The organism is Massilia sp. BGA-UO-ETr-WB1, from assembly GCF_059567845.1.
This window is the reverse complement of sequence record NZ_JCAQOT010000026.1, coordinates 814,603-841,296: the sequence shown is the minus strand read 5'-3', so window position 1 is coordinate 841,296 and position 26,694 is coordinate 814,603. Positions and strand designations below refer to the sequence as shown.

General features: G+C 65.6%; 31 protein-coding genes. 19 read left to right on the top strand and 12 right to left on the bottom strand.

Going from position 1 to position 26,694, the window contains the following annotated elements; translation table 11 throughout:
* Window positions 1-24: 24 nt before the first annotated feature.
* From AC56DV_RS26160 to AC56DV_RS26150, 3 genes are read right to left on the bottom strand one after another with little or no spacing between them, the layout of a single operon-like run.
* On the bottom strand, window positions 25-510 hold the full coding sequence (locus AC56DV_RS26160) for a glutathione peroxidase (RefSeq protein ID WP_496317131.1): 486 nt from the start codon (window positions 508-510) through the stop codon (window positions 25-27).
* Window positions 511-518: 8 nt separating this feature from the next.
* Window positions 519-1,655: a PilT/PilU family type 4a pilus ATPase gene (locus AC56DV_RS26155; protein ID WP_496317130.1), complete on the bottom strand. Its 1,137-nt coding sequence runs from the start codon at window positions 1,653-1,655 to the stop codon at window positions 519-521.
* 4 nt (window positions 1,656-1,659) lie between these two features.
* Window positions 1,660-2,703, bottom strand: a complete 1,044-nt coding sequence (locus tag AC56DV_RS26150; protein ID WP_056398579.1) for a type IV pilus twitching motility protein PilT — start codon at window positions 2,701-2,703, stop codon at window positions 1,660-1,662.
* 68 nt (window positions 2,704-2,771) lie between these two features.
* Between AC56DV_RS26150 and AC56DV_RS26145 the strand changes: the two genes are divergently transcribed.
* Complete coding sequence (locus tag AC56DV_RS26145; RefSeq protein WP_496317129.1) at window positions 2,772-3,488, top strand: YggS family pyridoxal phosphate-dependent enzyme; 717 nt, start codon at window positions 2,772-2,774, stop codon at window positions 3,486-3,488.
* Between the two features lie 2 nt (window positions 3,489-3,490).
* Entirely contained in the window at window positions 3,491-4,396 is a 906-nt protein-coding gene (gene proC, locus AC56DV_RS26140) for a pyrroline-5-carboxylate reductase (RefSeq protein ID WP_496317128.1), read from the top strand.
* Window positions 4,397-4,412: 16 nt separating this feature from the next.
* Here proC and AC56DV_RS26135 read toward each other — a convergent pair whose 3' ends face one another.
* Genes AC56DV_RS26135 through AC56DV_RS26125 form a run of 3 tightly spaced genes read right to left on the bottom strand, consistent with a single transcriptional unit; the run spans window position 4,413 to window position 6,672 of the window.
* Complete coding sequence (locus AC56DV_RS26135) at window positions 4,413-4,766, bottom strand: ElaB/YgaM/YqjD family protein (protein WP_496317127.1); 354 nt, start codon at window positions 4,764-4,766, stop codon at window positions 4,413-4,415.
* Between the two features lie 47 nt (window positions 4,767-4,813).
* On the bottom strand, window positions 4,814-5,668 hold the full coding sequence (gene ubiA, locus AC56DV_RS26130; protein WP_496317126.1) for a 4-hydroxybenzoate octaprenyltransferase: 855 nt from the start codon (window positions 5,666-5,668) through the stop codon (window positions 4,814-4,816).
* A 59-nt stretch (window positions 5,669-5,727) separates the two neighbouring features.
* Window positions 5,728-6,672 (bottom strand): hydrogen peroxide-inducible genes activator, encoded by a 945-nt coding sequence (locus tag AC56DV_RS26125; protein ID WP_496317125.1) that lies wholly within the window; start codon window positions 6,670-6,672, stop codon window positions 5,728-5,730.
* Between the two features lie 151 nt (window positions 6,673-6,823).
* On the opposite strand from AC56DV_RS26125, the gene AC56DV_RS26120 reads away from it, so the two are divergent.
* Entirely contained in the window at window positions 6,824-8,017 is a 1,194-nt protein-coding gene (locus tag AC56DV_RS26120; protein ID WP_496317124.1) for a PilT/PilU family type 4a pilus ATPase, read from the top strand.
* A gap of 12 nt (window positions 8,018-8,029) precedes the next feature.
* The gene (locus AC56DV_RS26115) at window positions 8,030-8,512 is read left to right on the top strand and encodes an adenylyltransferase/cytidyltransferase family protein (protein ID WP_496317123.1); all 483 of its coding nucleotides are present in this window, start codon (window positions 8,030-8,032) and stop codon (window positions 8,510-8,512) included.
* 1 nt (window position 8,513) lies between these two features.
* Here the strand turns inward: AC56DV_RS26115 and AC56DV_RS26110 are convergent, their stop codons facing one another.
* The 4 genes from AC56DV_RS26110 to AC56DV_RS26095 form a co-directional block, all read right to left on the bottom strand.
* Window positions 8,514-8,975 (bottom strand): DUF421 domain-containing protein, encoded by a 462-nt coding sequence (locus AC56DV_RS26110; RefSeq protein ID WP_496317122.1) that lies wholly within the window; start codon window positions 8,973-8,975, stop codon window positions 8,514-8,516.
* Between the two features lie 108 nt (window positions 8,976-9,083).
* Entirely contained in the window at window positions 9,084-9,866 is a 783-nt protein-coding gene (locus tag AC56DV_RS26105; RefSeq protein WP_496317121.1) for a transposase, read from the bottom strand.
* Between the two features lie 125 nt (window positions 9,867-9,991).
* The gene (trmL, locus tag AC56DV_RS26100; protein ID WP_496317120.1) at window positions 9,992-10,462 is read right to left on the bottom strand and encodes a tRNA (uridine(34)/cytosine(34)/5-carboxymethylaminomethyluridine(34)-2'-O)-methyltransferase TrmL; all 471 of its coding nucleotides are present in this window, start codon (window positions 10,460-10,462) and stop codon (window positions 9,992-9,994) included.
* A 13-nt stretch (window positions 10,463-10,475) separates the two neighbouring features.
* Window positions 10,476-11,297, bottom strand: a complete 822-nt coding sequence (locus AC56DV_RS26095) for a ComFC family protein (RefSeq protein WP_496317119.1) — start codon at window positions 11,295-11,297, stop codon at window positions 10,476-10,478.
* Window positions 11,298-11,365: 68 nt separating this feature from the next.
* Between AC56DV_RS26095 and AC56DV_RS26090 the strand changes: the two genes are divergently transcribed.
* The 7 genes from AC56DV_RS26090 to AC56DV_RS26060 all read left to right on the top strand — a co-directional run bounded on the left by AC56DV_RS26090 (window position 11,366) and on the right by AC56DV_RS26060 (window position 17,198).
* Window positions 11,366-12,307, top strand: coding sequence for a methyltransferase domain-containing protein (locus AC56DV_RS26090; RefSeq protein WP_496317118.1), 942 nt, complete (start codon window positions 11,366-11,368; stop codon window positions 12,305-12,307).
* A gap of 266 nt (window positions 12,308-12,573) precedes the next feature.
* Window positions 12,574-13,797 (top strand): cytochrome c oxidase subunit II, encoded by a 1,224-nt coding sequence (gene coxB / locus AC56DV_RS26085; protein WP_496317117.1) that lies wholly within the window; start codon window positions 12,574-12,576, stop codon window positions 13,795-13,797.
* Window positions 13,798-13,813: 16 nt separating this feature from the next.
* Window positions 13,814-15,433 (top strand): cytochrome c oxidase subunit I, encoded by a 1,620-nt coding sequence (gene ctaD / locus AC56DV_RS26080; protein ID WP_496317116.1) that lies wholly within the window; start codon window positions 13,814-13,816, stop codon window positions 15,431-15,433.
* A gap of 3 nt (window positions 15,434-15,436) precedes the next feature.
* Complete coding sequence (locus AC56DV_RS26075) at window positions 15,437-15,544, top strand: cytochrome oxidase small assembly protein (protein ID WP_496317115.1); 108 nt, start codon at window positions 15,437-15,439, stop codon at window positions 15,542-15,544.
* A gap of 7 nt (window positions 15,545-15,551) precedes the next feature.
* Complete coding sequence (locus AC56DV_RS26070) at window positions 15,552-16,103, top strand: cytochrome c oxidase assembly protein (protein WP_496317114.1); 552 nt, start codon at window positions 15,552-15,554, stop codon at window positions 16,101-16,103.
* Window positions 16,104-16,113: 10 nt separating this feature from the next.
* The gene (locus tag AC56DV_RS26065) at window positions 16,114-16,317 is read left to right on the top strand and encodes a DUF2970 domain-containing protein (RefSeq protein WP_496317113.1); all 204 of its coding nucleotides are present in this window, start codon (window positions 16,114-16,116) and stop codon (window positions 16,315-16,317) included.
* Window positions 16,318-16,337: 20 nt separating this feature from the next.
* On the top strand, window positions 16,338-17,198 hold the full coding sequence (locus AC56DV_RS26060) for a cytochrome c oxidase subunit 3 (protein WP_496317112.1): 861 nt from the start codon (window positions 16,338-16,340) through the stop codon (window positions 17,196-17,198).
* Window positions 17,199-17,300: 102 nt separating this feature from the next.
* Here AC56DV_RS26060 and AC56DV_RS26055 read toward each other — a convergent pair whose 3' ends face one another.
* Window positions 17,301-17,504: a twin transmembrane helix small protein gene (locus AC56DV_RS26055; RefSeq protein WP_057153268.1), complete on the bottom strand. Its 204-nt coding sequence runs from the start codon at window positions 17,502-17,504 to the stop codon at window positions 17,301-17,303.
* 48 nt (window positions 17,505-17,552) lie between these two features.
* Between AC56DV_RS26055 and AC56DV_RS26050 the strand changes: the two genes are divergently transcribed.
* The 8 genes from AC56DV_RS26050 to AC56DV_RS26015 all read left to right on the top strand — a co-directional run bounded on the left by AC56DV_RS26050 (window position 17,553) and on the right by AC56DV_RS26015 (window position 25,315).
* Window positions 17,553-18,287: an SURF1 family protein gene (locus AC56DV_RS26050; RefSeq protein WP_496317288.1), complete on the top strand. Its 735-nt coding sequence runs from the start codon at window positions 17,553-17,555 to the stop codon at window positions 18,285-18,287.
* Window positions 18,271-18,870 carry an SCO family protein gene (locus tag AC56DV_RS26045; RefSeq protein WP_496317111.1) on the top strand — a complete coding sequence of 200 codons (600 nt, stop codon included), beginning with the start codon at window positions 18,271-18,273 and terminating at the stop codon, window positions 18,868-18,870. Before AC56DV_RS26050 ends, AC56DV_RS26045 begins: the two co-directional genes overlap by 17 nt.
* Before the next feature lie 9 nt (window positions 18,871-18,879).
* Entirely contained in the window at window positions 18,880-20,106 is a 1,227-nt protein-coding gene (locus AC56DV_RS26040; RefSeq protein WP_496317110.1) for a COX15/CtaA family protein, read from the top strand.
* Entirely contained in the window at window positions 20,103-20,996 is an 894-nt protein-coding gene (gene cyoE / locus AC56DV_RS26035) for a heme o synthase (protein ID WP_496317109.1), read from the top strand. Before AC56DV_RS26040 ends, cyoE begins: the two co-directional genes overlap by 4 nt.
* Before the next feature lies 1 nt (window position 20,997).
* A complete protein-coding gene (locus AC56DV_RS26030) occupies window positions 20,998-21,585 on the top strand; it encodes an SCO family protein (protein WP_496317108.1) in 588 nt (195 codons plus the stop codon).
* Window positions 21,586-21,648: 63 nt separating this feature from the next.
* Entirely contained in the window at window positions 21,649-22,686 is a 1,038-nt protein-coding gene (locus AC56DV_RS26025) for an AI-2E family transporter (RefSeq protein WP_496317107.1), read from the top strand.
* A gap of 101 nt (window positions 22,687-22,787) precedes the next feature.
* Window positions 22,788-23,054, top strand: a complete 267-nt coding sequence (locus AC56DV_RS26020; RefSeq protein ID WP_496317106.1) for a heme NO-binding domain-containing protein — start codon at window positions 22,788-22,790, stop codon at window positions 23,052-23,054.
* Window positions 23,054-25,315 (top strand): EAL domain-containing protein, encoded by a 2,262-nt coding sequence (locus tag AC56DV_RS26015; protein ID WP_496317105.1) that lies wholly within the window; start codon window positions 23,054-23,056, stop codon window positions 25,313-25,315. Before AC56DV_RS26020 ends, AC56DV_RS26015 begins: the two co-directional genes overlap by 1 nt.
* Here AC56DV_RS26015 and AC56DV_RS26010 read toward each other — a convergent pair.
* Window positions 25,312-26,655 (bottom strand): hemolysin family protein, encoded by a 1,344-nt coding sequence (locus AC56DV_RS26010; protein WP_496317104.1) that lies wholly within the window; start codon window positions 26,653-26,655, stop codon window positions 25,312-25,314. The genes AC56DV_RS26015 and AC56DV_RS26010 overlap by 4 nt on opposite strands.
* Between the last annotated feature and the right edge of the window lie 39 nt (window positions 26,656-26,694).

Below are 26,694 nucleotides of genomic sequence, written 5' to 3'. Positions count from 1 at the left end.
GCCGGGGTAGCGCCGGGGAACGGCTTATTCGGCCAGCAGGCGCGCGATATCGTCCGCCAGTTCTTCCGGCTTGGTGGTGGGGGCGTAGCGCTTGTAGACGGTGCCGTCTTTGCGGATCAGGAACTTGGTGAAGTTCCACTTGATGCCTTCGGTGCCCAGCAGGCCGGGCGATTCTTTTTTCAGGTGCTGGTACAGCGGGTGCGCGCCGCTGCCGTTCACGTCCACCTTGGCGAACATGGGGAAGCTCACGCCGTAGTTCTTTTCGCAGAAGGCGCCGATCTCGTCGGCCGATCCCGGCTCCTGCGAACCGAACTGGTTGCAGGGGAAGCCCAGCACCACCGCGCCCTGGTCCTTGAACTGCTGGTACACCGCTTCCAGGCCCTGGTACTGCGGCGTGAAGCCGCACTTGCTGGCGGTGTTTACGATCAGCAGCACCTTGCCGCGGTACTGCGCCAGGTCGGCCGGCGCGCCGGACAGGGTGTCGGCCTTGAAGTCGAATACAGTGGTCATGTGCTTCCTTAGATGATGTTCAGGTGTTCGGTGCCGGCCGACAGGTCGCGCGTCTTGGCGGCCTTGCCTTCCAGCTTGATGGCCAGCCGCAGGTCGTTGACGGAATCGGCGTTGCGCAGCGCGTCCTCGTAGCTGATGGCGTCCGCCTCGAACAGGTCGAACAGCGACTGGTCGAAGGTCTGCATGCCCAGCTCGCGCGATTTCTTCATCAGCTCCTTGATCTCGTGCACCTGGCCCTTGAAGATCAGGTCCGAGATCAGCGGCGAATTGAGCATGATCTCGATCGCCACCGCGCGGCCCTTGGTCTCCTTGCGCGGCACCAGGCGCTGCGAAATCATGCCCTTCAGGTTGAGCGACAAATCCATCAGCAGCTGCTGGCGGCGCTCTTCGGGGAAGAAGTTGATGATGCGGTCGAGCGCCTGGTTGGCGCTGTTGGCGTGCAGGGTGGCCAGGCACAGGTGGCCGGTTTCGGCGAAGGCGATGGCGTGGTCCATGGTCTGGCGGTCGCGGATCTCGCCGATCTGGATCACGTCGGGCGCCTGGCGCAGGGTGTTCTTCAGCGCCACTTCCCAGTCCTCGGTGTCCACCCCCACCTCGCGCTGCGTGACGATGCAGTTGCGGTGCGGGTGCACGAATTCCACCGGGTCCTCGATGGTGATGATGTGGCCGTAGCTGTTCTCGTTGCGGTAGCCCACCATGGCCGCCAGGGTGGTCGACTTGCCCGAGCCGGTGGCGCCCACCATGATCACCAGGCCGCGCTTGGACATCACCACGTCCTTCAGCACTTCCGGCAGGCCCAGGTCTTCCAGCTTGGGGATGGCCGAGTTAATCGTGCGCAGCACCATGCCGACCGCGCTCATCTGCACGAAGGCCGACACGCGGAAGCGTCCCAGGTCGCCCGGGCTGATGGCGAAGTTGGCTTCCTTGGTCAGCTCGAAGCCGGCGGTCTGCTTGTCGTTCATGATGGAGCGGGCCAGGTCCGAGGTGTGGGCCGCCGTCAGCGGCTGGGCCGACACCGGCGTCATCTTGCCGTCGATTTTCATCGCCGGCGGGAAGCCGGCCGTGATGAACAGGTCCGAACCGTTCTTGCTGACCATCAGGCGCAGCAAGTCGAACATGAATTTTGAGGCCTGGTCGCGTTCCATAAAGTCAGCCCGGGAAGTTGTCGGGGATCTTGGCGGCGTTGCGCGCGGCGGCCGGCGAGATCAGGTTGCGGCGCACCAGGTCGGTCAGGTTCTGGTCCAGCGTCTGCATGCCGACGTTGCTGCCGGTCTGGATGGCCGAGTACATCTGCGCGATCTTCGCCTCGCGGATCAGGTTGCGGATGGCCGGCGTGCCGACCATGATTTCATGCGCCGCCACGCGGCCGGAGCCGTCCTTGGTCTTCAGCAGCGTTTGCGAAATGACCGCCTGCAGCGACTCGGACAGCATGGCCCGCACCATCTCCTTTTCCTCGGCCGGGAACACGTCGACGATACGGTCGATGGTCTTGGCGGCGGAGGAGGTGTGCAGGGTGCCGAACACCAGGTGGCCGGTTTCGGCCGCCGACAGCGCCAGGCGGATGGTTTCCAGGTCGCGCAGCTCGCCCACCAGGATGGCGTCCGGGTCTTCCCGCAGCGCCGAGCGCAGCGCGTTGTTGAACGACAGCGTGTGCGGCCCCACTTCGCGCTGGTTGATCAGGCATTTCTTGGAATCGTGCACGAACTCGATCGGGTCCTCGATGGTGAGGATGTGGCCGTACTCGTTTTCGTTGAGGTGGTTGACCATGGCCGCCAGCGTGGTGGACTTGCCGGAGCCGGTCGGCCCCGTCACCAGCACCAGGCCGCGCGGCTTGAGCGCGAATTCGGCGAAGATCTTGGGCGCGTTCAGTTCTTCCAGGCTGAGGATCTTGGACGGAATCGTGCGCAGCACGGCGGCCGCGCCGCGTTCCTGGTTGTAGGCGTTGACGCGGAAGCGCGCCAGGCCGGGAATGGCGAAGGAGAAATCGCACTCCAGCATTTCCTCGTAGGCCTTGCGCTGGCCGTCGTTCATGATGTCATAGATCATGCCGTGCACGTCCTTGTGCTCGAGCGGCGGCAGGTTGATGCGGCGCACGTCGCCATGGACGCGGATCATGGGCGGCAGGCCGGCGGACAGGTGCAAATCGGAGGCTTTGTTCTTGACGGAGAATGCGAGTAATTCGGAGATGTCCATTTATAATCCCAGTGCTGCGTTTCGGGGAAAGGCCTGCGGAACCGGCCCAACCAGCCAGCCCGATGATTATGTCCAGAATAGCCCAGAACTTGCAAGCAGTGATCAGTACAATTGTTGCCTCGGAGCACGAAGGCGGGCGCGCGCCGGGAGCGGTGCGCTTGCTGGCCGTGTCGAAGACCTTCGGCCCGGAGGCGGTACTGGAAGCGGTGCAGGCCGGGCAGCGCGCCTTCGGCGAAAACTACCTGCAGGAGGGCGTGGACAAGATCCGCGCGCTGGCTGCGGCCACGCCCATGCCGGACCAGGCACTGGAGTGGCATTTCATCGGGCCTATACAAAGCAACAAGACGCGGCCCATCGCCGAGCATTTCGACTGGGTGCACACGGTGGAGCGCGAGAAGATCGCGCTGCGCCTGAGCGAGCAGCGTCCCGCCGGGCTGGCGCCGCTGAATATCTGTTTGCAAGTGAACATCAGCGGGGAGGCCAGCAAGAGCGGCGCGGCGCCGGACGAGGTGGCGGCGCTGGCGCGGGCGGTGGCCGGGCTGCCGAACCTGCGCCTGCGCGGGCTGATGGCGATCCCGGAACCGGAAGACGATTTCGACAAGCAGCGCGCGGCATTCCGCCGCGTGCGCGAACTGTACGACGCGCTGCGCGCGCAAGGCCTGGCGCTCGACACGCTGTCCATGGGCATGTCCGGCGACCTGCGGGCGGCGGTGCTGGAAGGCGCCACCATCGTGCGGGTGGGCAGCGCCATTTTCGGCGCGCGCAGCTACCCCCCTAAAGGATGAGTATGAAAATAGCATTTATCGGCGGCGGCAATATGGCCGCAGCACTGATCTCCGGCCTGGCCGGCAAGCTGACGGCGGGCGCGGACATCCACGTGGTGGACCCGAACGCGGCGGCGCTGGCCAAGCTGCGCGCGCAGTTCGGCGTGGGCACCTCGGCCGCGCTGCCGGGCGCGCACCATGCGCCGGGCGCCGGCGTGGCGGCGGGCGACGAAGCCGCCGCCGCCGCGGCGGCGGCCTACCAGGCGGTGGCCAGCGCGGACGTGATCGTGCTGGCGGTGAAGCCGCAAAGCATGCGCGAAGTGGCCGGGCAGCTGCGCCCGCTGCTGCCGGCCAGGGGCGTCGAGCACGGCCCGCTGCTGGTGTCGATCGCGGCGGGCATCCGCGCGGCGGACCTGTCGCGCTGGCTGGGCGGCTATGGCGCCATCGTGCGCTGCATGCCGAACACGCCGGCGCTGATCGGCATGGGCATCACCGGCATGGCCGCGTCGGCGGGCGTGAGCGCGCAGCAGCGGCAGCAGGCCGACGCCATCATGCAAGCCGTGGGCGGCACCGTGTGGCTGGACGACGAGGGCAAGATCGACGCCGTGACGGCGGTGTCGGGCAGCGGTCCGGCCTATGTGTTCTACTTTATCGAAGCGATGCAGAAAGCGGCCGAGGAGCTGGGCCTGAGCGCCCAGCAGGGCAAGGAACTGGCGCTGGCCACCTTCACCGGCGCGGCGCAGCTGGCCGCGCAGTCGGACGAGCCGGTGTCGCTGCTGCGCGAACGCGTCACGTCCAAGGGCGGCACCACCTACGCGGCACTGACCAGCATGGCGCAGGACGGCGTGGCCGAGGCGATCGGCCGCGCCATGAAGGCGGCCGCCGCGCGCGGCCACGAGCTGGGACAGGAGTTCGGCGGCGCGGACTGAGCCCGCCGAAGCGGCATCAGCGCTGCTGGGCGCCGATCACCAGGCCGGCCAGCAGGCCCACCGCCGCGCCCATCGCCACCGCGCCCCACGGATGGTCGTGGACGTAGTTGTCGGTGGCCTTGGCCGCCAGCTTGCTGCGCGCCAGCATGCTGTCTTCCAGCCGCAGCAGATCGGTCTTGGCGGTCTGCAGGGTTTCCTTGAAAGCGGCCTTGGCGTGTTCGATCTCGGCGCTGCCGTCCTTGACTGCCGTGCTCAGCCATTGTTCGGCGTCGGTGACGGCGTCGCGCAGGTGGCTCAGCAGGCGTTCGCGGTCGGCGCCGGCCTCGTTGCGCAAGGTGCTGCCGCTGGCTTGATTGATGTTCTGGTCCATGGATAGCCTCTATGCAGTGGTGGATAAGGCAGGGACGCGCCGTTTGCTTACCTTAGCGCAAAGTCCAGCGCAATGCCCGCAAACACAGCCGCCCCCAGCCAGTTATTGTGCCGGAACGCGGCAAAGCAAGGCGCACGTTCGCGGCCGCGTATCAAGGTGTAGTGGTAGGCGGCGATGGCCGCCGCCGCCGCCAGCCCCAGGTGGAACGGCCAGCCCAGGCCGAACTGGCGGCCCGCCGCCAGCAGCATGCCCAGGTACACCGCGTAGCACAGCATGACGATGGCCACGTCGTAGTTGCCGAAGGTGATGGCCGAAGTCTTGATGCCGATTTTCAGGTCATCGTCGCGGTCCACCATCGCGTACTCGGTGTCGTAGGCCACGGCCCAGAACACATTGGCCGCCAGCAGCCACCACGCCACCGCCGGCACCGCGCCCTGCACGGCGGCAAACGACATCGGAATGCCGAAGCCGAAGGCAATGCCCAGGTAAGCCTGCGGAATGGCGAAGAATCGCTTGAAATATGGATAGGTGCCGGCGATCACGGCGGCCGCCACGCTGAGCTGCTTGGTCAGCGCGTTGAGCGGCAGGATCAGCAGGAAGGCCAGCACCGCCAGGGCGGCGGCCACGGCCAGCGCTTCCTTGCCGCTGATGCGCCCGCTCGTGATGGGGCGTTCGGCGGTGCGCTTCACGTGGCGGTCGAAATCCTGGTCGGCGTAGTCGTTGACGGCGCAGCCGGCCGAACGCATCAGCAGGGTGCCCAGCGAGAAGATGATCAGCAGGCGCCAGTCCGGCACGCCGCCGCTGGCCAGCCACAGCGCGCCCAGGGTGGGCCACAGCAGCAGCACGGTGCCGATGGGTTTGTCGAGGCGTACCAGGCGGAAGTAGAGCTGCAGCTTGTTCATCGCGTTCGGGAGCTAGGCAAAAACGCGATTATAGACCCTGCGCGGACCCTGCGTGGGCCTCAGGCCGGGGGCTCGTCCTGGCACAGCGGCGTCACGCCCGGCAGCGCGCACTCGGCCACGGCGCTGCAGATGGCGTCGATGGCGGCCTTGCGCGTGAAGCTCTTGCGCCACACCATGACCACCCGGCGCGACGGCGCGGGCTGATCGAAATGGCGGAACTGCAGCATGCCGTCCTTGACCGCCATGTCCGGCACCGAGGCGCGCGGCAGCACGGTCAGGCCGATGCCGCTGGCCACCATGTGGCGGATGGTCTCCAGCGAGGAACCCTCGAAGGTGCGCTGCATGCCGTTGCCGGGGGAGGAGAAGCGCGCCATTTCCGGGCACACTTCCAGCACCTGGTCGCGGAAACAGTGGCCGTTGCCCAGCAACAGCATGGTTTCCGTTTTCAAATCCTCGGCCGGGATGCTGTTGCGCGCCGCCCACGGATGCTGGCGCGGCATCGCCACCACGAACGGTTCGTCGTACAGCGCCTGCATGGCCATGCCGTGGTCGGGCAGCGGCAGCGCCATGATGGCCGCGTCCAGCTCGCCCTGGCGCAGCATCTCCAGCAGCTTCACCGTGAAGTTCTCCTGAAGGATGAGCGGCATTTGCGGCACATTCTCTATCATTGCCTTCACCAGGGGCGGCAGCAGATAGGGGCCGATGGTGTAGATCACGCCCAGGCGCAGCGGCCCGGCCAGCGGATCCTTGTTTTGCTTGGCGAGTTCCTTGATGGCGGCGGTCTGCTCCAGCACGCGCTCGGCCTGGGCCACGATCTGCGCGCCCAGCGGGGTGACGGAAATTTCGGCGCCGCCACGTTCAAACAGCACGACACCCAGCTCGTCTTCGAGCTTCTTGATGGCAACCGAGAGCGTAGGCTGGGCGACGTAACAGGCTTCGGCGGCGTGTCCGAAGTGTTTCGCTCGCGCAACAGCGACGATGTATTTCAATTCGGTCAGTGTCATAAATGTATTTGCACACAGGCAATGGTTGGGCGCAATGCCGAAAGCCGGCCAGCTGTCCAGCACAACTAAATTGTATTGTAGCGTAAGGGGATGGCTATAATTGCCCGGACCGGCTGTGCCCAGGCAGCCGACCCTACCCGGCGAGGCAAGCATGTCATCCACATTTGGCCACGAAGAAGCGCAGGCCTACATCCACAAACTGCTCAAGGTGATGCACCAGGCCGGCGGTTCGGACCTGTTCATCTCCGCCGATTTCCCGCCCAGCATCAAGTCGCAGGGCGCCATGAAACCGCTCAGCCAGCAGCGCCTGACCGGCGAAGTCACGCGCGCGCTGGCCATGGCCATCATGAACGACAAGCAGCGCAACGAGTTCGCCGCCGAGATGGAATGCAATTTCGCCATCTCGCTGCCGGACGTGTGCCGCTTCCGCGTCAACGTCTTCGTGCAGCAGCAGAACGTGGCCATGGTGATCCGCACCATCGCCTCGGAAATCCCGAATTTCGAGAAGCTGGACCTGCCCGAGGTGCTGAAGGAAGTCATCATGACCAAGCGCGGGCTGGTGCTGGTGGTGGGCGGCACCGGGTCCGGCAAGTCGACCACGCTGGCGGCCATGATCGACTACCGCAACAGCAACTCGGCCGGCCACATCATCACGGTGGAAGACCCGGTCGAATACGTGCACAAGAACAAGGGCTGCCTGGTGACGCACCGCGAAGTGGGCGTGGACACGCATTCCTGGCACAACGCGCTGAAGAACACGCTGCGCCAGGCGCCGGACGTGATCCTGATCGGCGAAATCCGCGACACCGAGACCATGGAGCACGCCATCGCCTTCGCCGAGACCGGCCACCTGTGCCTGGGCACCCTGCACGCCAACAACGCCAACCAGACCATGGACCGCATCATCAACTTCTTCCCGGAAGAGCGGCGCAACCAGCTGCTGATGGATTTGTCGTCCAATCTGAAAGCCATCGTGTCGCAGCGCCTGGTGCGCACCGAGGACGGCAAGGGGCGCAAGGCGGCCATCGAAATCCTGCTGAACACGCCGACCATCGCCGAGATGATCTTCAAGGGCAATTTCCACGCCATCAAGGAAATCATGGCCAAGTCGCGCGAGCTGGGCATGTGCACCTTCGACCAGGCGCTGTACGAGCTCTATAATAAGGGCTACATCTCCTATGAAGAGGCGCTGCGCAACGCCGACTCGGCCAACGGGCTGCGGCTGCAGATCAAGCTGCGCGGCGACCGCAAGGAGCCGGGCGAGGGCGGCGGCGGCGCCCGGCCGGTTGGCGAGCTGAGCATGCAAATCGACGAGGAAGAGGAAGACGCCGAGCCCGGCCACTAACCAACGGAACCTATGCCCCAATTCGAAGAAAAAATCTGCAGCCGCGCCGACCTGGCGGCGCGCGTGGCCGCCTTGCCCAAGCCGGTGGTGCTCACCAACGGCGTGTTCGACATCCTGCACCGCGGCCACGTCACCTATCTGGCGCAGGCGCGCGCGCTGGGCGCCTCGCTGGTGGTGGCGGCCAACACCGACGCCTCGGTGAAGCGGCTGGGCAAGGGCGACGACCGCCCGCTGAACGCCTGCGACGACCGCCTGGCGGTGCTGGCGGCGCTGGAGTCGGTCAGCCTGGTGGTGCCGTTCGACGAAGACACGGCGCTGGAAGTGGTGCAGGAAGCAAGGCCGGAGATCTACGCCAAGGGCGGCGACTACGACATGACGGCCATCCCCGAGGGCAAGGCCGTGATCGCCTACGGCGGGCAGGCGGTGGCGATCGACTTCGAGCACGACCGCTCCACCACCAAGCTGCTGGCCAAGGTGCGCACCTTCGGGGGCTGAGCTATTTCTTCTTGAGGATGGTGATTTTGCCGTCCGCCTCGAGGAAGGCGCACTTCATGTCGGCCAGCTCGCAGTCCTGCTCGCGCATGGCCTGTTCGACGTCGCCCTCGGCGACGCGGTTCTTCTTCACGACCTCGTCGAAAATCTTGCCGTCGCGCCCCAGCAGGACGGCGGTGCCGTCGATCAGCTCGGCGGCCTTGCGGCTGTGGGAGGTGACGAAGGCGATGGCCATGTTCAGGGCGATCAGGGTGGCGGCGATCAGCAAGCCGCCGGGAATGGAATTATCGCCGCCGGACAGCGAATTCGACACCGACTCGCTCAGCAGCATGACCACCAGCAGGTCGAAGGGCGTGAACTGGCCGACGGTGCGTTTGCCCGCCACGCGCACCATCACCAGCAGCAGTGTATAGATGATCGCCCCGCGCGCCACCAGCTCCCACCACGGCAACTCCATCTCGAACATAAGCCCTCCCCATAGCGCTATACGCCCTTATACGACGAAGCGCCCAGCCATGCCAACACCGTAGACAGGCGGCCTGAGCCGCATTCGGGGTCAGACCCCGAATGCGGCTCAGTTCGCTTGTTTCGCGCGAGCGCGTAGTAGCCGCGTGAGACTGCGGGGAGAAATCTTGAGATGCCGGGCCATGGCGCGAATGGAGTAAGTGGAGGATAAGTAGGCGTGGTGTGCAGCCTCGATCGGGTCGCTGAAGCGGTTGAAATACTCGGCAAGTGAACGACGCAACTCCGGATCGTCGATGGGGCGCCGTCGGCCTGGCTTATGCGTGCGCCGCAGCGGGTTGGACTCGTCGTGGGCTTGCTGAACGAACAGGCGGTAGGCGGAGCGCTGTGCGGCCGGTGCGTTGCCGAACTGGCTGAGCAAGTATTGCAGAGTTAGCCATAGCGGTGCCGGAGCCAGGCCCAGCGCGCTGCGGTAACTGCTCCAAGCCCAATCCTGCGCTGTCTGGGCCAACCCGGCACGTACCGGATTGCGTACGACATAGCGCGCCAGTTCCATGAGATGCAGGTCGCGCTGAATCAACTCAGCGTGATATCTCCCTTGAGAAACATGCCCGGTCAGGTTGTGTTTGCGGTTGAAATATTGAAAGTATTTTCCGTTGAGGTAGTGCATGCCGTCAGCAATATTGCCCAACGGCGTTTCGACTACAAGGTGATAGTGATTCGGCATCAGGCAGTAACAATGTATGACGAGTTCGAAGCGCGCTGCCGCTTCCCCCAGCATGCCGAGCCAAGCTGCGTAGTCGAAATCGTCGGCATAGATCCGGGCTCTGCGATTGCCGCGTGACGTGACGTGATAGAAGGCGCCCGGCGCCTGGATGCGTAGTGGTCTGCTCATCGGAGCAATTTACTAGCTTCAGGTACGACTGCATTGATTCGGAATAAACATCGCAACCGGCGATCTGAGCCGCATTCGGGGTCTGACCCCGAATGCGGCTCAGATCGCTTGGCGCCAAGGGGGCGTCAGGCGCCGCCGGTGTAGCCGTTTTGGCGCCAGGCTTCGAACACGACCACGGCGACCGTGTTGGAGAGGTTGAGGCTGCGGTTGTCGGGGCGCATGGGGAGGCGGATGCGCTGGCCTTCGGGGAAGCTGTTGCGCAGTTCCGGGGCCAGGCCGCGCGTCTCGGAGCCGAACACGAAGTAGTCGCCCGGCTGGAAGCGGCATTGCGCGAAGGGCGAGGAGCCGTGCGTAGTCATGGCGTACATGCGCGCCGCGTCGGGCTGCTCGCTGGCCAGGAAGGCGTCCCAGCTCTTGTGCACTTTCATGCTGGCGTATTCGTGGTAGTCGAGCCCGGCACGCTTCATCTTGCTGTCTTCCAGCGGGAAGCCGAGCGGCTCGATCAGGTGCAGCTGGGCGCCGGTGTTGGCGCACAGGCGGATGACGTTGCCGGTGTTGGGCGGGATCTCTGGGTTGACTAGTACTACGTGGAACACTAAGTTTCTCCTGTTAACTGTAATGCGGCGGCGTGCGGGCAAACACCAGGCAGGTGATGCGCGCGGCGCCGTGGCGCTTGAATGCGGCGGCCAGTTCGTCCAGCGTCTGGCCGCTGGTCATGACGTCGTCGACAATGCCGATATGGCGCCCTTCGACCAGCGCCCGGTCCGGCACCGCGAAGGCGCGCGCGATGTTGGCGCGCCGCTCGGACGGCTGCACCAGGCTTTGCGCGAGCGTGTCGTGCACCCGTGCGGCCAGGCGCGGCTGCACGGCGATGTCCAGCCGCCGGCCCAGCGCGCGGGCGATTTCCAGCGCCTGGTTGAAGCCGCGCTCGGCCAGGCGCTGCGGTCCCAGCGGTACGGGGCACAGCACGGCGGGCCGCACCAGGCCGGGCGCAGCCTGGACGGCGTCGGCCAGCGCGCGGCCGAACAGCGCGGCCAGCGCCAGGCGGCCGCCGAATTTGAGCTGCAGCACCAGCTGGTCTTGCGGCATGGCGTAGTCGGCGGCGGCCAGCGTGGCGTCGAAGGCGGGCGGCTGCGCCAGGCAGCGGCCGCACAGGGCCGCACCGCCGTCGCCGTGCCACGCGCCCGGCAGCGGGTTGGCGCACACCCGGCAGCGCGGGCGCGCCGCGCCGAACACCTGCGCGTGGCATTCCCGGCAAGTTTGCGTGCCGCCGTCCGCCTCGCCGCCGCACAGCACGCAGGCGCCGGGCAGCAGGGCGTGGCCGGCGCCGGCCAGCAGCGTGCGCAGCCGGCGGCGCGACCGCAGCCAGGACGGCGGCCAGGACGGCGGGACCGGACCGGCTGCAGCGGGTCCGGATTCAGGGCCAGGCATCGCACTTCCCCTTAACCATGTAAACTGCCGCCATTATCTCACCCATCCGACCGCGAGTCTGACCTATCATGCAAGTTCCCGCCAAGCCGCCGAAATTGAGCGCGCCCATCGACATCGAGCGCGTGCGCGCGCTGTTTTCCCGTCCGGAGCGCATTGCGCCGTCCGATTTCCTGCGCCGCGAGATCTCGTCGCGCATGCAGGACCGCCTGCAGCTGGTGAAAATCGTGCCGCAGCGCGTGCTGGACGCGGGCTGCGGCGCCGGTGCGGATTTGCCAATGTTGCAGAAAATGTATGCTGCAGCCCAGATCCTGGGCGTCGATGCGTCCGAACCGATGGCGCGCGCGGCCAGCGCCGCCGGTCCTGCGCCCAAGGGCGGCTTCAACCAGCTGATCAGCAAGCTGATGCCGTCGAAAACCGGGGTCGACCTGGTGTGCGGCGACTTCGCCGAGCTGCCGCTGGCGCTGCACAGCATGGACCTGGTGTGGTCCAACCTGGCGCTGCACTGGCATCCGCAGCCGGACCGCGTGTTCGCCGAGTGGCGCCGCGTGCTGCGGGTCGAGGGGCTGCTGATGTTTTCCTGCTTCGGCCCGGACACCTTCTCGGAATTGCGCACGGCGTTTGCCGACGTCGACCTGTTCCCGCACGCGTTGCCCTTCGTGGACATGCACGATTTCGGCGACCAGCTGGTGGAGGCCGGCTTTTCCACCCCGGTGCTGGACATGGAGAAGATCACCGTCACCTACGACACGCCGCAGGCGCTGCTGGCCGACGTGCGCGCCTGGGGCGGCAATCCGCTGGCCACGCGCCGCCCGGGGCTGCTGGGCCGCGCCGGCCGCGCCCGCCTGCTGGCCGGACTGGAGCGCCAGCGCCGCCCGGACGGCAAGCTGGGCCTGACTTTCGAAGTGCTATACGGACATGCTTTCCGCCCGGCACCACGCACCACCAGCCAGGGCGAGTCGATTATCCGCTTCGACCTGCCGCGCAAGCCGGGTGGCAAGCCTGGCAAGTAGGCGCACGCATGTGGAATAGCGCCCGGCATATGTGGCAAATAACGCCAAAGCACTGACGATTAGGCTTGCGTAACAGATAATTTCCTTGATGCCCCTAGGGGTGTTGACTATAATCCTTGACTAATTTTGCCATCATTTCGTCTTGTATAAGTATTACCAAAATGCAGGGCGGGGGACTTTAGGTGTTGTAGCGTACGGCGGCTATTCAGAACATCGGACGGCTGCCTTTAAAAATATTAATTATTTCTTGGGTGGTTGGGGAAAACATGAAACATGCAAAGCGATTTCAATCGTTGATGCTCGCGCTGTCGATGACAGCCGCCGCAGTCCCGTCCTGGGCGGCGGAGACGGCTGCAGCGGCTACTGAATACTCGAAGGCCACCGGCGGTACCGGCGGTCCCATGGTCAACCAGCTGAACCTGCAGGCGCCCGCCACCGCCATCGCGTCGGAAATCTACAGCCTGCACAACCTGATGATGATCATCTGCCTGGTGATCTTCGTCGCCGTGTTCGGCGTGATGTTCTACTCCATCCTCAAGCACCGCAAATCGCTGGGCCACAAATCGGCCTCCTTCCACGAATCCACCGCCGTCGAAATCGCCTGGACCGTGGTGCCGTTCCTGATCGTCATCGGCATGGCGCTGCCCGCCACCAAGACCGTGGTGGCCATGAAGGACACCTCCAACGCCGACATCACCATCAAAGCCACCGGCATGCAGTGGAAATGGGGCTACGACTACCTGAAGGGCGAGGGCGAGGGCATCACCTTCATCTCCAACCTGGCCACCCCGCGCGCGCAAGTGGGCGCGCCCGGCGTGGCGCCGACCGAGCAGCGCGGCGAAAACTACCTGATGGAAGTCGACAACGAAGTGGTGGTGCCGGTCAATAAGAAGATCCGCATCGTCACCACCGCCAACGACGTGATCCACGCCTGGACCATCCCCGCCTTCGGCGTGAAGCAGGACGCCATCCCCGGCTTCGTGCGCGACACCTGGTTCAAGGCGCAGCACACCGGCGTCTACCGCGGCACCTGCGTGGAACTGTGCGGCAAGGACCATGCGTTCATGCCTATCGTGGTGCGCGTGGTCACCGCCGAGGAGTACACCGCCTGGGCCGACAAGAAGAAAAAGGAGCTGGCCGCCCTGGCGGACGATCCGAACAAGACCTGGACCATCGATGAACTGAAGACCAAGGGCGAGAAAGTCTACACCGCCAACTGCGCCGTGTGCCACCAGGCCAACGGCAAGGGCGTGCCGGGCGCGTTCGCGCCGCTGGACGCCTCGGCCATCGTGACCGGCGAGAAGGCGGCCCAGATCCACGTGCTGCTGAACGGCCAGAAGACCGGCAAGTTCCCGGCCGAGATGCCGGCCTGGAAGCAGCTGTCGGACACCGACATCGCCGCCGTCATCACTTACACGCGCAACAGCTGGTCGAACAAGCCGGCCGAAAACATCGTTCAACCGGCCGAAGTCCTGGCTGCACGCAAGTAATTAGGAGTTGCACATCATGAGCACGACTATCGATCACGCACACGATCACCAGGCACACGGTCATGGCCACGACCATGACCACGATCACGCACACGACCACCCCAGCGGCTACCAGCGCTGGCTGTTCGCCACCAACCACAAGGATATCGGCACGCTGTACCTGTGGTTCTCCTTCATCATGCTGCTGTCCGGCGGCGTGCTGGCGCTGATGATACGCACCGAGCTGTTCCAGCCCGGCCTGCAGTTCTTCCAGCCCGAGTTCTTCAACCAGCTCACCACCATGCACGGCCTGGTGATGGTGTTCGGCGCCATCATGCCGGCCTTCGTCGGCTTCGCCAACTGGATGATCCCGCTGCAGATCGGCGCGTCCGACATGGCCTTCGCGCGCATGAACAACTTCTCGTTCTGGCTGCTGCCGCCCGCCGCGCTGCTGCTGGCCGGCTCGTTCTTCGTGCCGGGCGGCGCCACCGCCGCCGGCTGGACGCTGTACGCGCCGCTGTCGACCCAGATGGGCCCCGGCATGGACATGGGCATCTTCGCCATGCACATCATGGGCGCGTCCTCGATCATGGGCTCGATCAACATCATCGTCACCATCCTGAACATGCGCGCGCCCGGCATGACGCTGATGAAGATGCCGATGTTCTGCTGGACCTGGCTGATCACCGCCTACCTGCTGATCGCCGTGATGCCGGTGCTGGCAGGCGCCATCACCATGACCCTGACCGACCGCCACTTCGGCACCTCGTTCTTCAACGCCGCCGGCGGCGGCGACCCGGTCATGTACCAGCACATCTTCTGGTTCTTCGGCCACCCCGAGGTGTACATCATGATTCTGCCGGCTTTCGGCATCGTTTCGCAGATCATCCCGGCCTTCGCCCGCAAGACCCTGTTCGGCTACCATTCGATGGTGTACGCCACCGCTTCGATCGCGATCCTGTCCTTCATCGTCTGGGCGCACCACATGTTCACCACCGGCATGCCGGTGACCTCGCAGCTGTTCTTCATGTACGCGACCATGCTGATCGCGGTGCCGACCGGCGTGAAAGTGTTCAACTGGATCGCCACCATGTGGAAGGGTTCGATGACCTTCGAAACCCCGATGCTGTTCGCGGTGGGCTTCATCTTCGTGTTCACCATCGGCGGCTTCACCGGCCTGATCCTGGCCGTGACCCCGATCGACATCCAGCTGCAGGACACCTACTACGTGGTGGCGCACTTCCACTACGTGCTGGTGGCCGGCTCGCTGTTCGCGCTGTTCGCCGGCTTCTACTACTGGGGTCCGAAGTGGACCGGCCATATGTACAGCGAAGCGATGGGCAAGACCCACTTCTGGCTGTCGCTGATCACCTTCAACATCACCTTCTTCCCGATGCACTTCCTGGGCCTGGCCGGCATGCCGCGCCGCTACGCCGACTACGCGGCGCAGTTCACCGACTTCAACGCCATCGCTTCCATCGGCGCCTTCGGTTTCGGCCTGAGCCAGGTGTTCTTCCTGTTCTTCGTGGTGCTGCCGACCATCCGCGGCGGCAAGCCTGCGGGCGACAAGCCATGGGAAGGCGCGGAAGGCCTGGAGTGGACCGTGCCGTCGCCGGCGCCGTTCCACACCTTCGAAACGCCACCGCACGTGAAATAAGCCATGGCCGCCCCGAAAAAACAGAGCAATCTGAAGCTGGCGCTGGTGCTGGGCTCGATCGCGCTGGTGTTCTTCGTGTCCGTGTTCGTCAAGCGCGGCTGGCTGGGCTGAGATGAGCATGGTCAGCGTCAAGGCCGAAAACCTGCGCATGCTGCGGAAGCTGCTCATCATCGCGGTGATGATGTTCGGCTTCGGCTACCTGCTGATCCCGGTGTACAAGCATATCTGCGAGGTGCTCGGGATTAACATGATCACGCAGAAGGACGGCACCGTCTCGCTGGACCCGAAGAACACCCAGGTCGACAGCAGCCGGCTGGTGACGGTGGAGCTGGATAGCAATGCGCACGGCCCGTGGCGTTTCCGCGCCACCCAGCGCAGCATCCAGGTCCATCCGGGCGAGCTGGCCACGGTGGTGTACGAAGTGGTCAACACGCAGCCGCGCACGGTGAACGCGCAAGCGATCCCGAGCTACGCGCCGAACAGCGCCACGGCCTACTTCAAGAAAGTGGAATGCTTCTGTTTCCAGCAGCAGACCATGAAGGCGAACGAGGCGCGGCAGATGCCGGTGGTGTTCTTCATCGATCCGGCTTTGCCGAAGGACGTGAAGACCATCACCCTGTCGTACACGTTCTTCGAGATCGCGGGACTGGACAAGACTGCCTCAAACTAGGGGGGCCAAGATGGAAGAAAAGAAGCAAACAGCTTCTTTCATGTATTCGATGAAAGCGGTGATCTGGTCGTTCTTCGGCCTGCGCCGGAAAAAGGATTTTGACCAGGACGGGGCCAAGCTGAATCCCTTCCACGTCATCATCGCCGCCTTGATAGGCGTGGCGCTGTTCATTGGCTTGCTGATAACAATAGTGAAGTTCGCAGTTTCACAGTAACTGTCTAAGATTATTAGGAGATGAAGATGAGTTCACATAACGCGGCACCGTACTACTTCGTGCCTGGTCCGTCCCGCTGGCCCATGCTGGCCGGCATTTCCCTGCTCATCACCATGATAGGCGCGTCGGCCTGGGTCAACGACGCCTCCTGGGGCTCCACCGTCAACATCATCGGCATCCTGGCCACGCTGACCGTGCTGTATTTCTGGTTCGGCGACGCCATCAAGGAATCGGAAGGCGGCTTGTACAGCAAGCGCATCGACCATTCCTACCGCTGGTCGATGGGCTGGTTCATCTTCTCGGAGGTGATGTTCTTCGGCGCCTTCTTCGGCGCGCTGTTCTACGCGCGCGCCATCACCCTGCCATGGCTGGGTGACCTGGACCATAAATTCATCTGGCCGGACTTCGCCGCGCAGTGGGGCAACACCCCGGCCGGCGTGGTGGAGAGCTTCACCGCCATGGGCCCGTTCCCTATCCCGACCATCAACACCGCGCTGCTGCTGCTGTCCGGCCTGACCCTGACCATCGCCCACCACGCGCTGATCGCGGGCAAGCGCGGCAAGACCGTCGGCTGGCTGGCCGCCACCGTGGCGCTGGGCGCCGTGTTCATGTGCTTCCAGGTGTACGAGTACATGCACGCCTACAGCGAACTGAATCTGAAGCTGACCTCGGGCATCTACGGTTCCACCTTCTACCTGCTGACCGGCTTCCACGGCTTCCACGTGACCATGGGCGCGATCATGCTGGCGGTGGTGATGGTGCGCGTCATGAAGGGCCACTTCACCCCGGAGCACCACTTCGGCTTCGAAGGCGCCGCCTGGTACTGGCACTTTGTGGACGTGGTCTGGCTCGGCCTGTACATCGTGGTGTACTGGCTGTAAGTGTCACAGTAAGCGCTATAATCTGCGGCGGACGAGGTTCGCCGCAACGAAAAAAGCCGTGCGCAGGTGAACCCGCGCACGGCTTTTTTCTTGGCGCCGGCGCTAGCGGATGCCGGTCGGCTGGATGTAGCCCAGCTTGTGCGCCACCAGGATCAGGACGAACAGCGCGATCGAGAAGCCCACGCGCATGGCCAGCGAGCGCACCATGCGCTGGTCGTTCTTGCCCTTTTGGCGCATCATGTAGTACAGGGCCGAACCCAGGCTGGCAAGGATCAGGATGAAGGCAATGGCAACGAGGATTTTCATGGAATTGGCAGCACCGCAGGTCGGGACGCAGGTCGGGAATAAGGCATCATTGTAATGGCCTTCCGCTTCAAATGGGTTCCCTTCGCCGCCACCGTGCTGCTGGTGGCGCTGGGCGTGTCGCTGGGCCAGTGGCAGGACCGCCGCGCCGCCGAAAAGAGCGCCGCCGAGGCGCGCCTGCAAGCCGGGCAGGCCGGCGCGCCGCTGCTGCTGGGCGCCGCCGCCGTGCCGGCCGCCGAGGCGGCGAAGCTCGAATACCGCCGCGTGCGCGTCACCGGCCGGTTCGTCGCCGACTGGCCGCTGTACCTGGACAACCGGCCGTCCGCCAAGGGCGTCGGCTTCCACCTGCTGATGCCGTTCCGCATCGACGGTTCGGACCAGCACGTGCTGGTGGCGCGCGGCTGGCTGCCGCGCAATATGGCGGTGCGCGAACAGCTGCCGCCGTACGGCACGCCGGCCGGCACCGTCACCCTGGAAGGCGTGGCGCGGCTGCATGCGGGCCGCGTGATGCAGCTCGGCACGGCGCCGGCGCTCAAGCCGGGCGCCATCGTGCAGAACGCCGGCGTGGCCGAGGTGGCCGCCGCCAGCGGCCTGCGCATGCAGCCTTTCATCATCGAGCAAACCGCGCCCGCCGGTGCGGAGGATAGCGGCCTGTCGCACGACTGGCCGGCGCCCGCATCGGGCGTGGACAAGCACCGCGGCTATGCCTTCCAGTGGTATGCACTGGCCGTCATGGCCGCTCTCTTTTTCGTCGTAACAGGATTCAGACGTGGAAAACAAAACTGAGGAAACCAAGCGCTCGCGCGGACGCTGGAAGCTGATGGCGGTGCTGGCCGTATGCGCGGCGCCGCTGATCGCATCGTACATCACCTACTACTTCATCAAGCCGGAAGGGCGCACCAACTACGGCGCGCTGATCGACCCGCGCCAGTACCCGATACCGGCCATGGCCAGCGCCACGCTGGACGGCAAGCCCACCGGGCTGGAGGCCTACAAGGGCAAGTGGATCATGCTCAAGGTGGGCGGCTCGGACTGCCAGCAAGCCTGCCAGGACCAGCTGTTCGCCATGCGCCAGCTGCGCACCATGCAGGGCAAGGAGATGGAGCGCATCGAGCGCGTGTGGCTGATCACCGACCAGCAGCCGCTGGAGACGGTGCTGCTGCGCGTGAACGACGGCACCCGCATGCTGCGCGCGCCGGCCGAAACGGTGGCCAACTGGCTGCCGGTGGAGCAGGGCGGCCAGGCCGCCGACCATATCTACCTGATCGACCCGCTGGGCAACCTGATGATGCGCTTCCCGAAAGACCCGGACCCGGCCAAGGTGAAGAAGGATATCTCCAAGCTGCTCAAGGCCTCGGCCATCGGTTGAGGGGACGCGATGCATCACACCACGCTGGCCCAGATGGCCATCACCGGACTGCTGGTGGCGCTGCTGCCGCTGGCCATGGTCTGGGTGTCCTCGGACGAGAACAAGTACCGCAAGCTGGTCTGGATCAGCGTGTTCCTGACCTTCGACCTGATCGTGTTCGGCGCCTTCACCCGCCTGACCGACTCGGGCCTGGGCTGCCCGGACTGGCCGGGCTGCTACGGCCTGGCCAATCCCTTCCTGGCGCACGCCGAAATCGCCGCCGCCGAGGCCTTGCAGCCGACCGGCCCGGTCACCGTGTTCAAGGCCTGGGTGGAGATGATCCACCGCTACCTGGCCATGGGCATCGGCGTGCTGATCGTCGCCATGATGGCGGTGGCGCTGCTGCAGACGCGCAAGGCGGGCAAGCTGGCCGCGCAGCCGGCGCACATCGCGGCGGCCGCCGCCGCGCGCTGGACCTATGCGCCCGGCCTGCCGGTGACGCTGTTCTTCTTCGTCTGCCTGCAGGGCGCCTTCGGCGCCTGGACCGTCACGCTCAAGCTGCAGCCGGTGATCGTCACCATGCACCTGCTGCTGGGCATGGGCTTGCTGTGCATGCTGGTGTGGTTCGGCTGCCGCCAGGATACGGTGCACGCGGCCCTTGCGCCCGCATCGGCCAAGGCAGCGGCGCCGGGCACCGCGCGCGGCGCGCCGATCGCGCCGCTGCCGGTGCTGCGCACGGTGCGCTGGCTGGCGCTGGCCGCCGGCGCGGCGCTGCTGGTGCAGCTGGCCCTGGGCGGGTGGGTGAGCACTAACTACGCCACCCTGGCCTGCACCGAATTCCCGCTGTGCGGCGGCAAGGTGGTGCCGGAGATGGACTTCGAGCACGGCTTCCACCTGTGGCGCGAACTCGGCAAGACCGCGGCCGGCCACTACCTGCCGTTTTCCGCGCTCACCGCCATCCACTGGGTGCACCGCAACTTCGCCCTGGTGGTGCTGCTGCTGGCCGGCTACGCGGCTTGGCGCGCGTGGCATCTGGCCGGAATGACAAGACTGGCGCGCGGCATCGCCGCCGTGCTGGCGCTGCAGACGGCCACCGGCCTGGCCACGATTTACTTCAGCTTCCCGCTCACCATCGCCGTGCTGCATAACGCCGGAGCGGCGCTGCTGGTGCTTTTGCTGACCATGTTAAACTACCGGGCTAAGCACCAACTCGACACGGCCCAGCAAGGCGCTGCGCCAGCCAGACACCGCCAATGACGACCCACACCGCTCTACATAAACCGACCAACCGCATCGCCCAGTACTGGGCGCTGACCAAGCCGCGCGTGACGCAGCTGGCGGTGTTCTGCGCCGTCATCGGCATGTTCCTGGCCACCGACGAGCTGCCCAGCTGGCGCGTGGTGGTGGCCGCCACCCTCGGCATCTGGCTGCTGGCCGGCGCCGCTTTCGCCGTCAACTGCCTGGCCGAGCGCGAGATCGACGCGCGCATGGCGCGCACCGCGCGCCGCCCGATGGCGCAGGGCGAAATCAGCGTGACGCAGACCGCCGTGTTCTCGGCCGTGATCGGCGGCCTGGGCATGTGGATCCTGTACACGCTGGTCAACCCGCTCACCATGTGGCTGACCTTTGTCACCTTCGTCGGCTACGCGGTCATCTACACCATGATTTTGAAGCCGGCCACGCCGCAGAACATCGTCATCGGCGGCCTGTCCGGCGCCATGCCGCCGGCGCTGGGCTGGGCCGCCGTGGCCAATGAAGTGCCGATGCAGGCCTGGCTGCTGGTGATGATCATCTTCATCTGGACCCCGCCGCATTTCTGGGCCCTGGCCATGTACCGCCGCGACGACTACGCCAAGTCCGGCCTGCCGATGCTGCCCGTCACCCACGGCATGACCTTCACCGGCTTCCACGTGTGGCTGTACTCGATCGCGCTGGCCGCCACCACCCTGCTGCCGTTCGCGGTGAAGATGAGCGGCTTGATCTACCTGGTCAGCGCGGTGGCGCTGAACGTGGTGTTCCTGTGGCACAGCTGGCGCGTGCACCGCCATTACACCGACCTGGTGGCGCGCAAGGCGTTCACCTGGTCCATCATCTATTTGTCCCTGCTGTTCGCCGCACTGCTGGTGGACCATTACGTGAAGATTTGACATGAAAAAATTGTTTGCGCTGCTGTGCATCGCGCTCGCCCTGGGCGGATGCCAGAAACAGGCTCCCGGCTCCGGCCTGGCCTTCAAGAACACCGACCTGACGGGCCTGAGCTACGCCCAGGGCTTCTCGCTGAACGACCACACCGGCAAGCCGGTGACGCTGGAAAGCTACAAGGGCAAGACGGTGGTGATCTTCTTCGGCTACACCCAGTGCCCGGACGTGTGCCCGACCACCATGGCCGAAATGGCCGGCGTGATGAAGGAACTCGGCCCGCAGGCGGACCAGGTGCAGGTGCTGTTCATCACCCTGGACCCGGCGCGCGACACCAAGGAACTGCTGGCCCAGTACGCGCCCACCTTCGATCCGCGCTTCATCGGCCTGTACGGTACCCCCGAGCAGACCGCGCAGGTGGCCAAGGAATTCAAGGTCATCTACAACAAGGTGGAAGGCAAAACCCCGGACAGCTACACCATCGACCACACGGCCGGCAGCTATGTATTCGACAAGAACGGCAAGATCCGCCTGTTCCTGCGCCACGGCCAGGGCCCGGCGCCGATCGCGCATGACCTGAAGTTGCTTCTTTCCTGACGCATCCCTGAAGCTGCTGCTTTCCTGATAAGCTAGCCCCCGATACAACAATTCGAGGGCTAGATGGAAAAGCGTTTTCAACCTTACAGCCGCCTGGCTGCGATCGTCTTCCTAGTGATCGGCTGCCTGGCGGTGCTGCGTCCCTTCCTGGCGGCGATCCTGTTCGCCGCCGCCATCACCATTTCCAGCTGGCCCCTGTTCCAGATGCTGCTTGAGCGCTGCCGCCAGCGCCGCACGCTGGCCGCCATCATCATGACGCTGTCGCTGATCCTGGTGATCATCCTGCCGCTGGCCCTGGTCACCTGGAACATCGCCGACAGCGCGCGCGAAGCCTACGAGCACCTGCGCACCGCCATCGACGACGGCACCGTGACGCCGCCGGCCTGGCTGCGCGACATTCCCATGGTGGGCGAGGCGGCCGACGCCTACGTGCGCAAGATCATCGGCAGCCGCGAGGAACTGGTGGCGCTGGCCAAGCGCTACATGGAGCCGGCGCGCCACTTCCTGCTGGGCAGCGGCGTGGTGCTGGGCAGCGGCGTGGCCCAGGTCAGCCTGGCCGCCTTTGTCAGCTTCTTCCTGTACCGCGACGGCATGGCCATACTGGGCGCGCTGCGCGTCGGCATGGACAAGATCATGGGCGAGCACGCGGTGGAAGTGGCGGACACCGTCAGCCGCACCGTGCGCGGCGTGATGTACGGCCTGCTCGGCACCGCGCTGGCGCAGGCGGCCGTGGCCTGCATCGGCTTCCTGATCGCCGGCGTGCCGGCCGTGGCGCTGCTGTCGGTGGCCACCTTCCTGTTCTCGCTGGTGCCGGTCGGCCCGCCGCTGATCTGGGGCGGCGCCGCGCTCTGGCTGTTCAACCAGGGCAGCACCGGCTGGGGCATTTTCATGGTGGTGTGGGGCGTGGTGGTGATCAGCGGCGTGGACAACGTGGTCAAGCCGATGATCATCAGCCGCGGTTCCAGCCTGCCGTTCCTGCTGGTGCTGCTGGGCGTGATGGGCGGCGTGCTGGCGTTCGGCTTTGTCGGCCTGTTCATCGGCCCCACCTTGCTGGCGGTGGCGCTGGGCCTGCTGCGCAACTGGACCGGCAAGCCGGCTTGAAACACGGCCCGAAACACTTCCCCATGCACGGCTTGATGCACAGTATGACGGATTGTTAAATCACGGTTTATACTGGCGCAGTTTTCGCATCCGGGGGCAGCATGAAGGGCGTCGTATTTACCGAATTTATGGAGCTGGTCGAGTCCCGCATGGGGCTCGATATGCTGGACCGTATCGTCACCGAAGCCGAACTGCCCAACGGCGGCGCCTACACCTCGGTCGGCACCTGCGACCACGCGGAGCTGGTGCGGCTGGTCGGCGGCTGCGTCGCCCACTTCAACGAGTCCATCCCGGTCACGCGCACCGGCTTGCCGATGGAGGACAAGCTGCACCGCACGCGCTTCCACCTGGCCGCTGCGGCAGCGTGATGCAGGCCGACGTCCCGACAGTTCCTGCAGCCCCGGCCGGCACGGTCGCCTCGCGCAGCCTGCTGCGCGAACGCGCCGCGCGCAAGGAAGCGGAGGCGCTGCTGGAGCAGAAGAGCCGCGAGCTGTACGACATCAACCAGAACCTGCTCCGGCTCAACAGCCACATCGAGGAAAGCGAGGCGCGCTACCGCTCGCTGGTGGAGCTGATCCCGGACGCCATCTGGATCCACACCGGCGGCAAGATCGTGTTCATGAACCCGGCCGCGCAGCGCCTGTTCGGCGCCGCCTCGGCGGACAGCCTGCTCGGCACCGACGCGGACGCGCGCGTGCCCGCCGCGTTCCGCGCGCAGCTGGCCGAACGGCTGTACAGCGACATCGCGCTGGCGCAGCTGCAGCCGCGCAGCCCCTTGCAGGTGCTGCGCCTGGACGGCGCGCTGGTGGACGTGGAGTACTTCGGCTGCCGGCTCTGGTTCAACAACGCCGAGTCGGTGATGTGCGTGGCGCACGACGTGACGGAACGCCGCCAGCAGGAGAAGGCCATCGAGCACCAGGCCACGCACGACCAGTTGACCGGCCTGCCGAACCGCGCGCTGTTCCTGGACCGCCTGGCGCACGCGATCCGGCGCGCCGAGCGCCGCAAGGAACGCCTGGCCGTGGTGTTCCTGGACCTGGACAAGTTCAAGCAGGTCAACGACACGCTGGGCCACGCCGTGGGCGACGAGCTGCTGCGCGTGGTGGCCTCCACCCTGCGCCATAGCGTGCGCGACTTCGACACCGTGGCGCGCCTGGGCGGCGACGAGTTCGTGCTGCTGCTCGACAGTCCGCTGGGCAGCACCACGCCCGGCATGATCGCCGAGCGCATCGGCGACCACCTGGCGCGGCCGGTGCTGCTGGCCGGGCAGGAGCATGTCATCACCGGCAGCATGGGAGTGAGCCTGTACCCGGACGACGGCGACCAGGCCGAGACGCTGCTGCGCCAGGCCGACATCGCCATGTACCGCGCCAAGGAAGCGGGCCGCAACGGCTTCCAGTTCTTCACGCAGGAAATGCAGCAGCGCCTCGATGCGCGCGTGACGCTGGAGCAGGGCCTGATGCGCGCCCTGCAGCGCGACGAGTTCGTGCTGCATTACCAGCCGCAGGTGGAGCTGGCCACCGGCAGCGTGGTCGGCCTGGAGGCGCTGCTGCGCTGGCAGTCGCCCGAGCTGGGGCTGGTGCCGCCGATGCAGTTCATCCCGGTGGCAGAGGAAAGCAATCTGATCACCGCCATCGGCAGCTGGGTGCTGGACAAGGTGTGCGCCACGCTGCGCGGCTGGATCGACGCCGGCGTGCCGGTGGTGCCGGTGGCGGTCAACGTGGCCGCCACCCAGTTCGCGCACCAGGACATGGAGAACATGCTGCGCGAGGTGCTGGAGCGCTACGGCCTGCATCCCGGCCTGATCGAATTCGAGCTGACCGAGAGCCTGTCGATGGTGGACCCGGAAGCGTCGATCGCGCTGATGCACCGCCTGAAGGCGATCGGCATCACCATGTCGATCGACGATTTCGGCACCGGCTATTCCAACCTGAGCTACCTGAAGCGCTTCCCGGTCGACAAGCTGAAGATAGACCAGTCCTTCACGCGCGGCGTGGCCAGCGACCCGGAGGACCGTTCCATCGTGACGGCGGTGATCAGGCTGGCGCACAGCCTGGGCCTGCGCGCCATCGCGGAAGGGGTGGAAACCGAAGGCCAGGTGCAGCTGCTGGCGCGCCAGGGCTGCGACGAGATCCAGGGCTATTACTTCAGCCGCCCGCTGGCGGAGCCCGGCATCGTGGCCATGCTGCGCAGCGGCGCCGCGCTGGAATTGCCGCTGATGGGACAGCGCAGCAAGCACCGCATGGTGCTGGTGGTGGACCACCAGCCGCGCGTGCAGGCGCACTTCCGCCGGCTGCTGGACGGCACGCCTTACGAGCTGCTGTCGGCGCGCCGGCTGGAAGACGCGTACGAGATACTGGCCAGCCGGGAGATCGGCGTGGTCATTTCGGGGGAGGGGCCGGAAGGCGGCAGCGGGGTCGACTTCTTCGAGCGCATCAAGCAGCTGTACCCGGCCGCCGTGCGGGTGCTGCTGACCGGTGGCGACAGCGCCGCCGAGCTGGCGGATGCCATCAATCTCGCTGCGGTCTACAAATTCATCGGCGAGGCCGACGACGACGGCCAGGTGCTGGCCGTGCTGGCCAGCGCCTTCCAGTACTACGAAAGCGCCGGCGCCGAGTCGCGGGCTTAGTCCTGGTCGTCGGACTCGCTGTGGCGGGGCACGCGCGGGATCACCTTCACCAGCAGGATGCGCGGGCCGCTCATCTTTTTGACCACGATGTCGAAGCCGTTGAAGGCCACGCGCTGGCCCTGTTTCGGAATGTCGCCCAGTTTCAGCATCACCATGCCGCCCACCGATTCAATGTCCTCCAGGCCCATTTCCTCGTTCTCGATGTCCAGGCCCAGCGCGCGCTCGAGCGACACGATGGGCAGGCTGGCCTTGCCGACCAGCGCGCCGTCGGGTTGCTTGAGCCAGTCGTTTTCGTTGAGGCGGAATTCGTCGTGGATCTCGCCCACCATGGCGCCCAGCAGATTGTCCAGCGTGAGGAAGCCCACCGGGCGCTTGCCCTTCTCGCCGATCAGCGCGAAGTGCGGCGCGCCGTCCTTGAAGCGGCGGAACAGTTCCAGCGCCGGCGTGCGCGCCGAATAGGTTTCCACCGGGCGCAGGAACGGCGTCATCGAGGTGATGGCCTTGCCGGACTGTTCGGCGAAGAACAGGTCTTTCAGGTGCACCATGCCCAGCACGGTCTCGCCGTCCGCGTCGTAATACGGATAGCGGCTGAAGCGGTTGCGCACCACGGTTTGCAGGTTTTCTTCCATGCTCTTGGACGCGTGCAGGGCGATCACTTCATGGATCGGGCGCATCAGGTCCGACACGGACAGCAGGCTGAAATCGAGCGAGTGCGCCAGGATGTTGCGCTCGTCCTTGTTAAATTTCTCGCCGGGCTGGCTGGTGCGCAGGATCAGCTTCAGCTCCTCGGTCGAATAGTGCGAGTCGCCATGGCCGCCGGAGCCGGCCAGGCCGGCCAGGCGCAGCACCATGTTGGCGCTGGCGTTCAGCACCCAGATGGCGGGGTACATGGCCCAGTAGAAGCCGTACAGCGGAATCGCGCTCCACAGGCCCACCGCTTCGGGCAGGCGGATCGCCAGCGATTTGGGCGCCAGCTCGCCCACCACGATGTGCAGGAAGGAGATGGTGACGAAGGCGAAGATGAACGAAACGCCGTGGATCAGTTGCGGGGAGGTGACGCCCAGGGCGCCGAACACCGGTTCCAGCAGCGAGGCGAAAGCCGGTTCGCCGACCCAGCCCAGGCCCAGCGATGCGAGAGTGATACCCAGCTGGCAGGCCGACAGATAGGCATCGAGTTCACCGTGGACCTTGGCCAGGATGCGGCCGCGCAGGCCCTGCGTTTTGGCGATGGCGCGCACGCGGGTGCGGCGCAAAGTGACGATGCCGAATTCGGCGGCAACAAAGAAACCGTTCAGCGCTACCAGGAATAGCGCCAACAGGACCAGCAGTAAGTTAGCCATATAAATCGCTTGCGCGACCGTAGTTGAAACCTACATCTT

Coding starts and splice junctions, on each gene's coding strand:
- AC56DV_RS26160 (WP_496317131.1), bottom strand. CDS start 510: ATGACCACTGTATTCGACTTCAAGGCCGACACCCTGTCCGGCGCGCCG.
- AC56DV_RS26155 (WP_496317130.1), bottom strand. CDS start 1,655: ATGGAACGCGACCAGGCCTCAAAATTCATGTTCGACTTGCTGCGCCTG.
- AC56DV_RS26150 (WP_056398579.1), bottom strand. CDS start 2,703: ATGGACATCTCCGAATTACTCGCATTCTCCGTCAAGAACAAAGCCTCC.
- AC56DV_RS26145 (WP_496317129.1), top strand. CDS start 2,772: ATGTCCAGAATAGCCCAGAACTTGCAAGCAGTGATCAGTACAATTGTT.
- proC (WP_496317128.1), top strand. CDS start 3,491: ATGAAAATAGCATTTATCGGCGGCGGCAATATGGCCGCAGCACTGATC.
- AC56DV_RS26135 (WP_496317127.1), bottom strand. CDS start 4,766: ATGGACCAGAACATCAATCAAGCCAGCGGCAGCACCTTGCGCAACGAG.
- ubiA (WP_496317126.1), bottom strand. CDS start 5,668: ATGAACAAGCTGCAGCTCTACTTCCGCCTGGTACGCCTCGACAAACCC.
- AC56DV_RS26125 (WP_496317125.1), bottom strand. CDS start 6,672: ATGACACTGACCGAATTGAAATACATCGTCGCTGTTGCGCGAGCGAAA.
- AC56DV_RS26120 (WP_496317124.1), top strand. CDS start 6,824: ATGTCATCCACATTTGGCCACGAAGAAGCGCAGGCCTACATCCACAAA.
- AC56DV_RS26115 (WP_496317123.1), top strand. CDS start 8,030: ATGCCCCAATTCGAAGAAAAAATCTGCAGCCGCGCCGACCTGGCGGCG.
- AC56DV_RS26110 (WP_496317122.1), bottom strand. CDS start 8,975: ATGTTCGAGATGGAGTTGCCGTGGTGGGAGCTGGTGGCGCGCGGGGCG.
- AC56DV_RS26105 (WP_496317121.1), bottom strand. CDS start 9,866: ATGAGCAGACCACTACGCATCCAGGCGCCGGGCGCCTTCTATCACGTC.
- AC56DV_RS26095 (WP_496317119.1), bottom strand. CDS start 11,297: ATGCCTGGCCCTGAATCCGGACCCGCTGCAGCCGGTCCGGTCCCGCCG.
- AC56DV_RS26090 (WP_496317118.1), top strand. CDS start 11,366: ATGCAAGTTCCCGCCAAGCCGCCGAAATTGAGCGCGCCCATCGACATC.
- coxB (WP_496317117.1), top strand. CDS start 12,574: ATGAAACATGCAAAGCGATTTCAATCGTTGATGCTCGCGCTGTCGATG.
- ctaD (WP_496317116.1), top strand. CDS start 13,814: ATGAGCACGACTATCGATCACGCACACGATCACCAGGCACACGGTCAT.
- AC56DV_RS26075 (WP_496317115.1), top strand. CDS start 15,437: ATGGCCGCCCCGAAAAAACAGAGCAATCTGAAGCTGGCGCTGGTGCTG.
- AC56DV_RS26070 (WP_496317114.1), top strand. CDS start 15,552: ATGGTCAGCGTCAAGGCCGAAAACCTGCGCATGCTGCGGAAGCTGCTC.
- AC56DV_RS26065 (WP_496317113.1), top strand. CDS start 16,114: ATGGAAGAAAAGAAGCAAACAGCTTCTTTCATGTATTCGATGAAAGCG.
- AC56DV_RS26060 (WP_496317112.1), top strand. CDS start 16,338: ATGAAGATGAGTTCACATAACGCGGCACCGTACTACTTCGTGCCTGGT.
- AC56DV_RS26055 (WP_057153268.1), bottom strand. CDS start 17,504: ATGAAAATCCTCGTTGCCATTGCCTTCATCCTGATCCTTGCCAGCCTG.
- AC56DV_RS26040 (WP_496317110.1), top strand. CDS start 18,880: ATGCATCACACCACGCTGGCCCAGATGGCCATCACCGGACTGCTGGTG.
- cyoE (WP_496317109.1), top strand. CDS start 20,103: ATGACGACCCACACCGCTCTACATAAACCGACCAACCGCATCGCCCAG.
- AC56DV_RS26030 (WP_496317108.1), top strand. CDS start 20,998: ATGAAAAAATTGTTTGCGCTGCTGTGCATCGCGCTCGCCCTGGGCGGA.
- AC56DV_RS26025 (WP_496317107.1), top strand. CDS start 21,649: ATGGAAAAGCGTTTTCAACCTTACAGCCGCCTGGCTGCGATCGTCTTC.
- AC56DV_RS26020 (WP_496317106.1), top strand. CDS start 22,788: ATGAAGGGCGTCGTATTTACCGAATTTATGGAGCTGGTCGAGTCCCGC.
- AC56DV_RS26015 (WP_496317105.1), top strand. CDS start 23,054: ATGCAGGCCGACGTCCCGACAGTTCCTGCAGCCCCGGCCGGCACGGTC.
- AC56DV_RS26010 (WP_496317104.1), bottom strand. CDS start 26,655: ATGGCTAACTTACTGCTGGTCCTGTTGGCGCTATTCCTGGTAGCGCTG.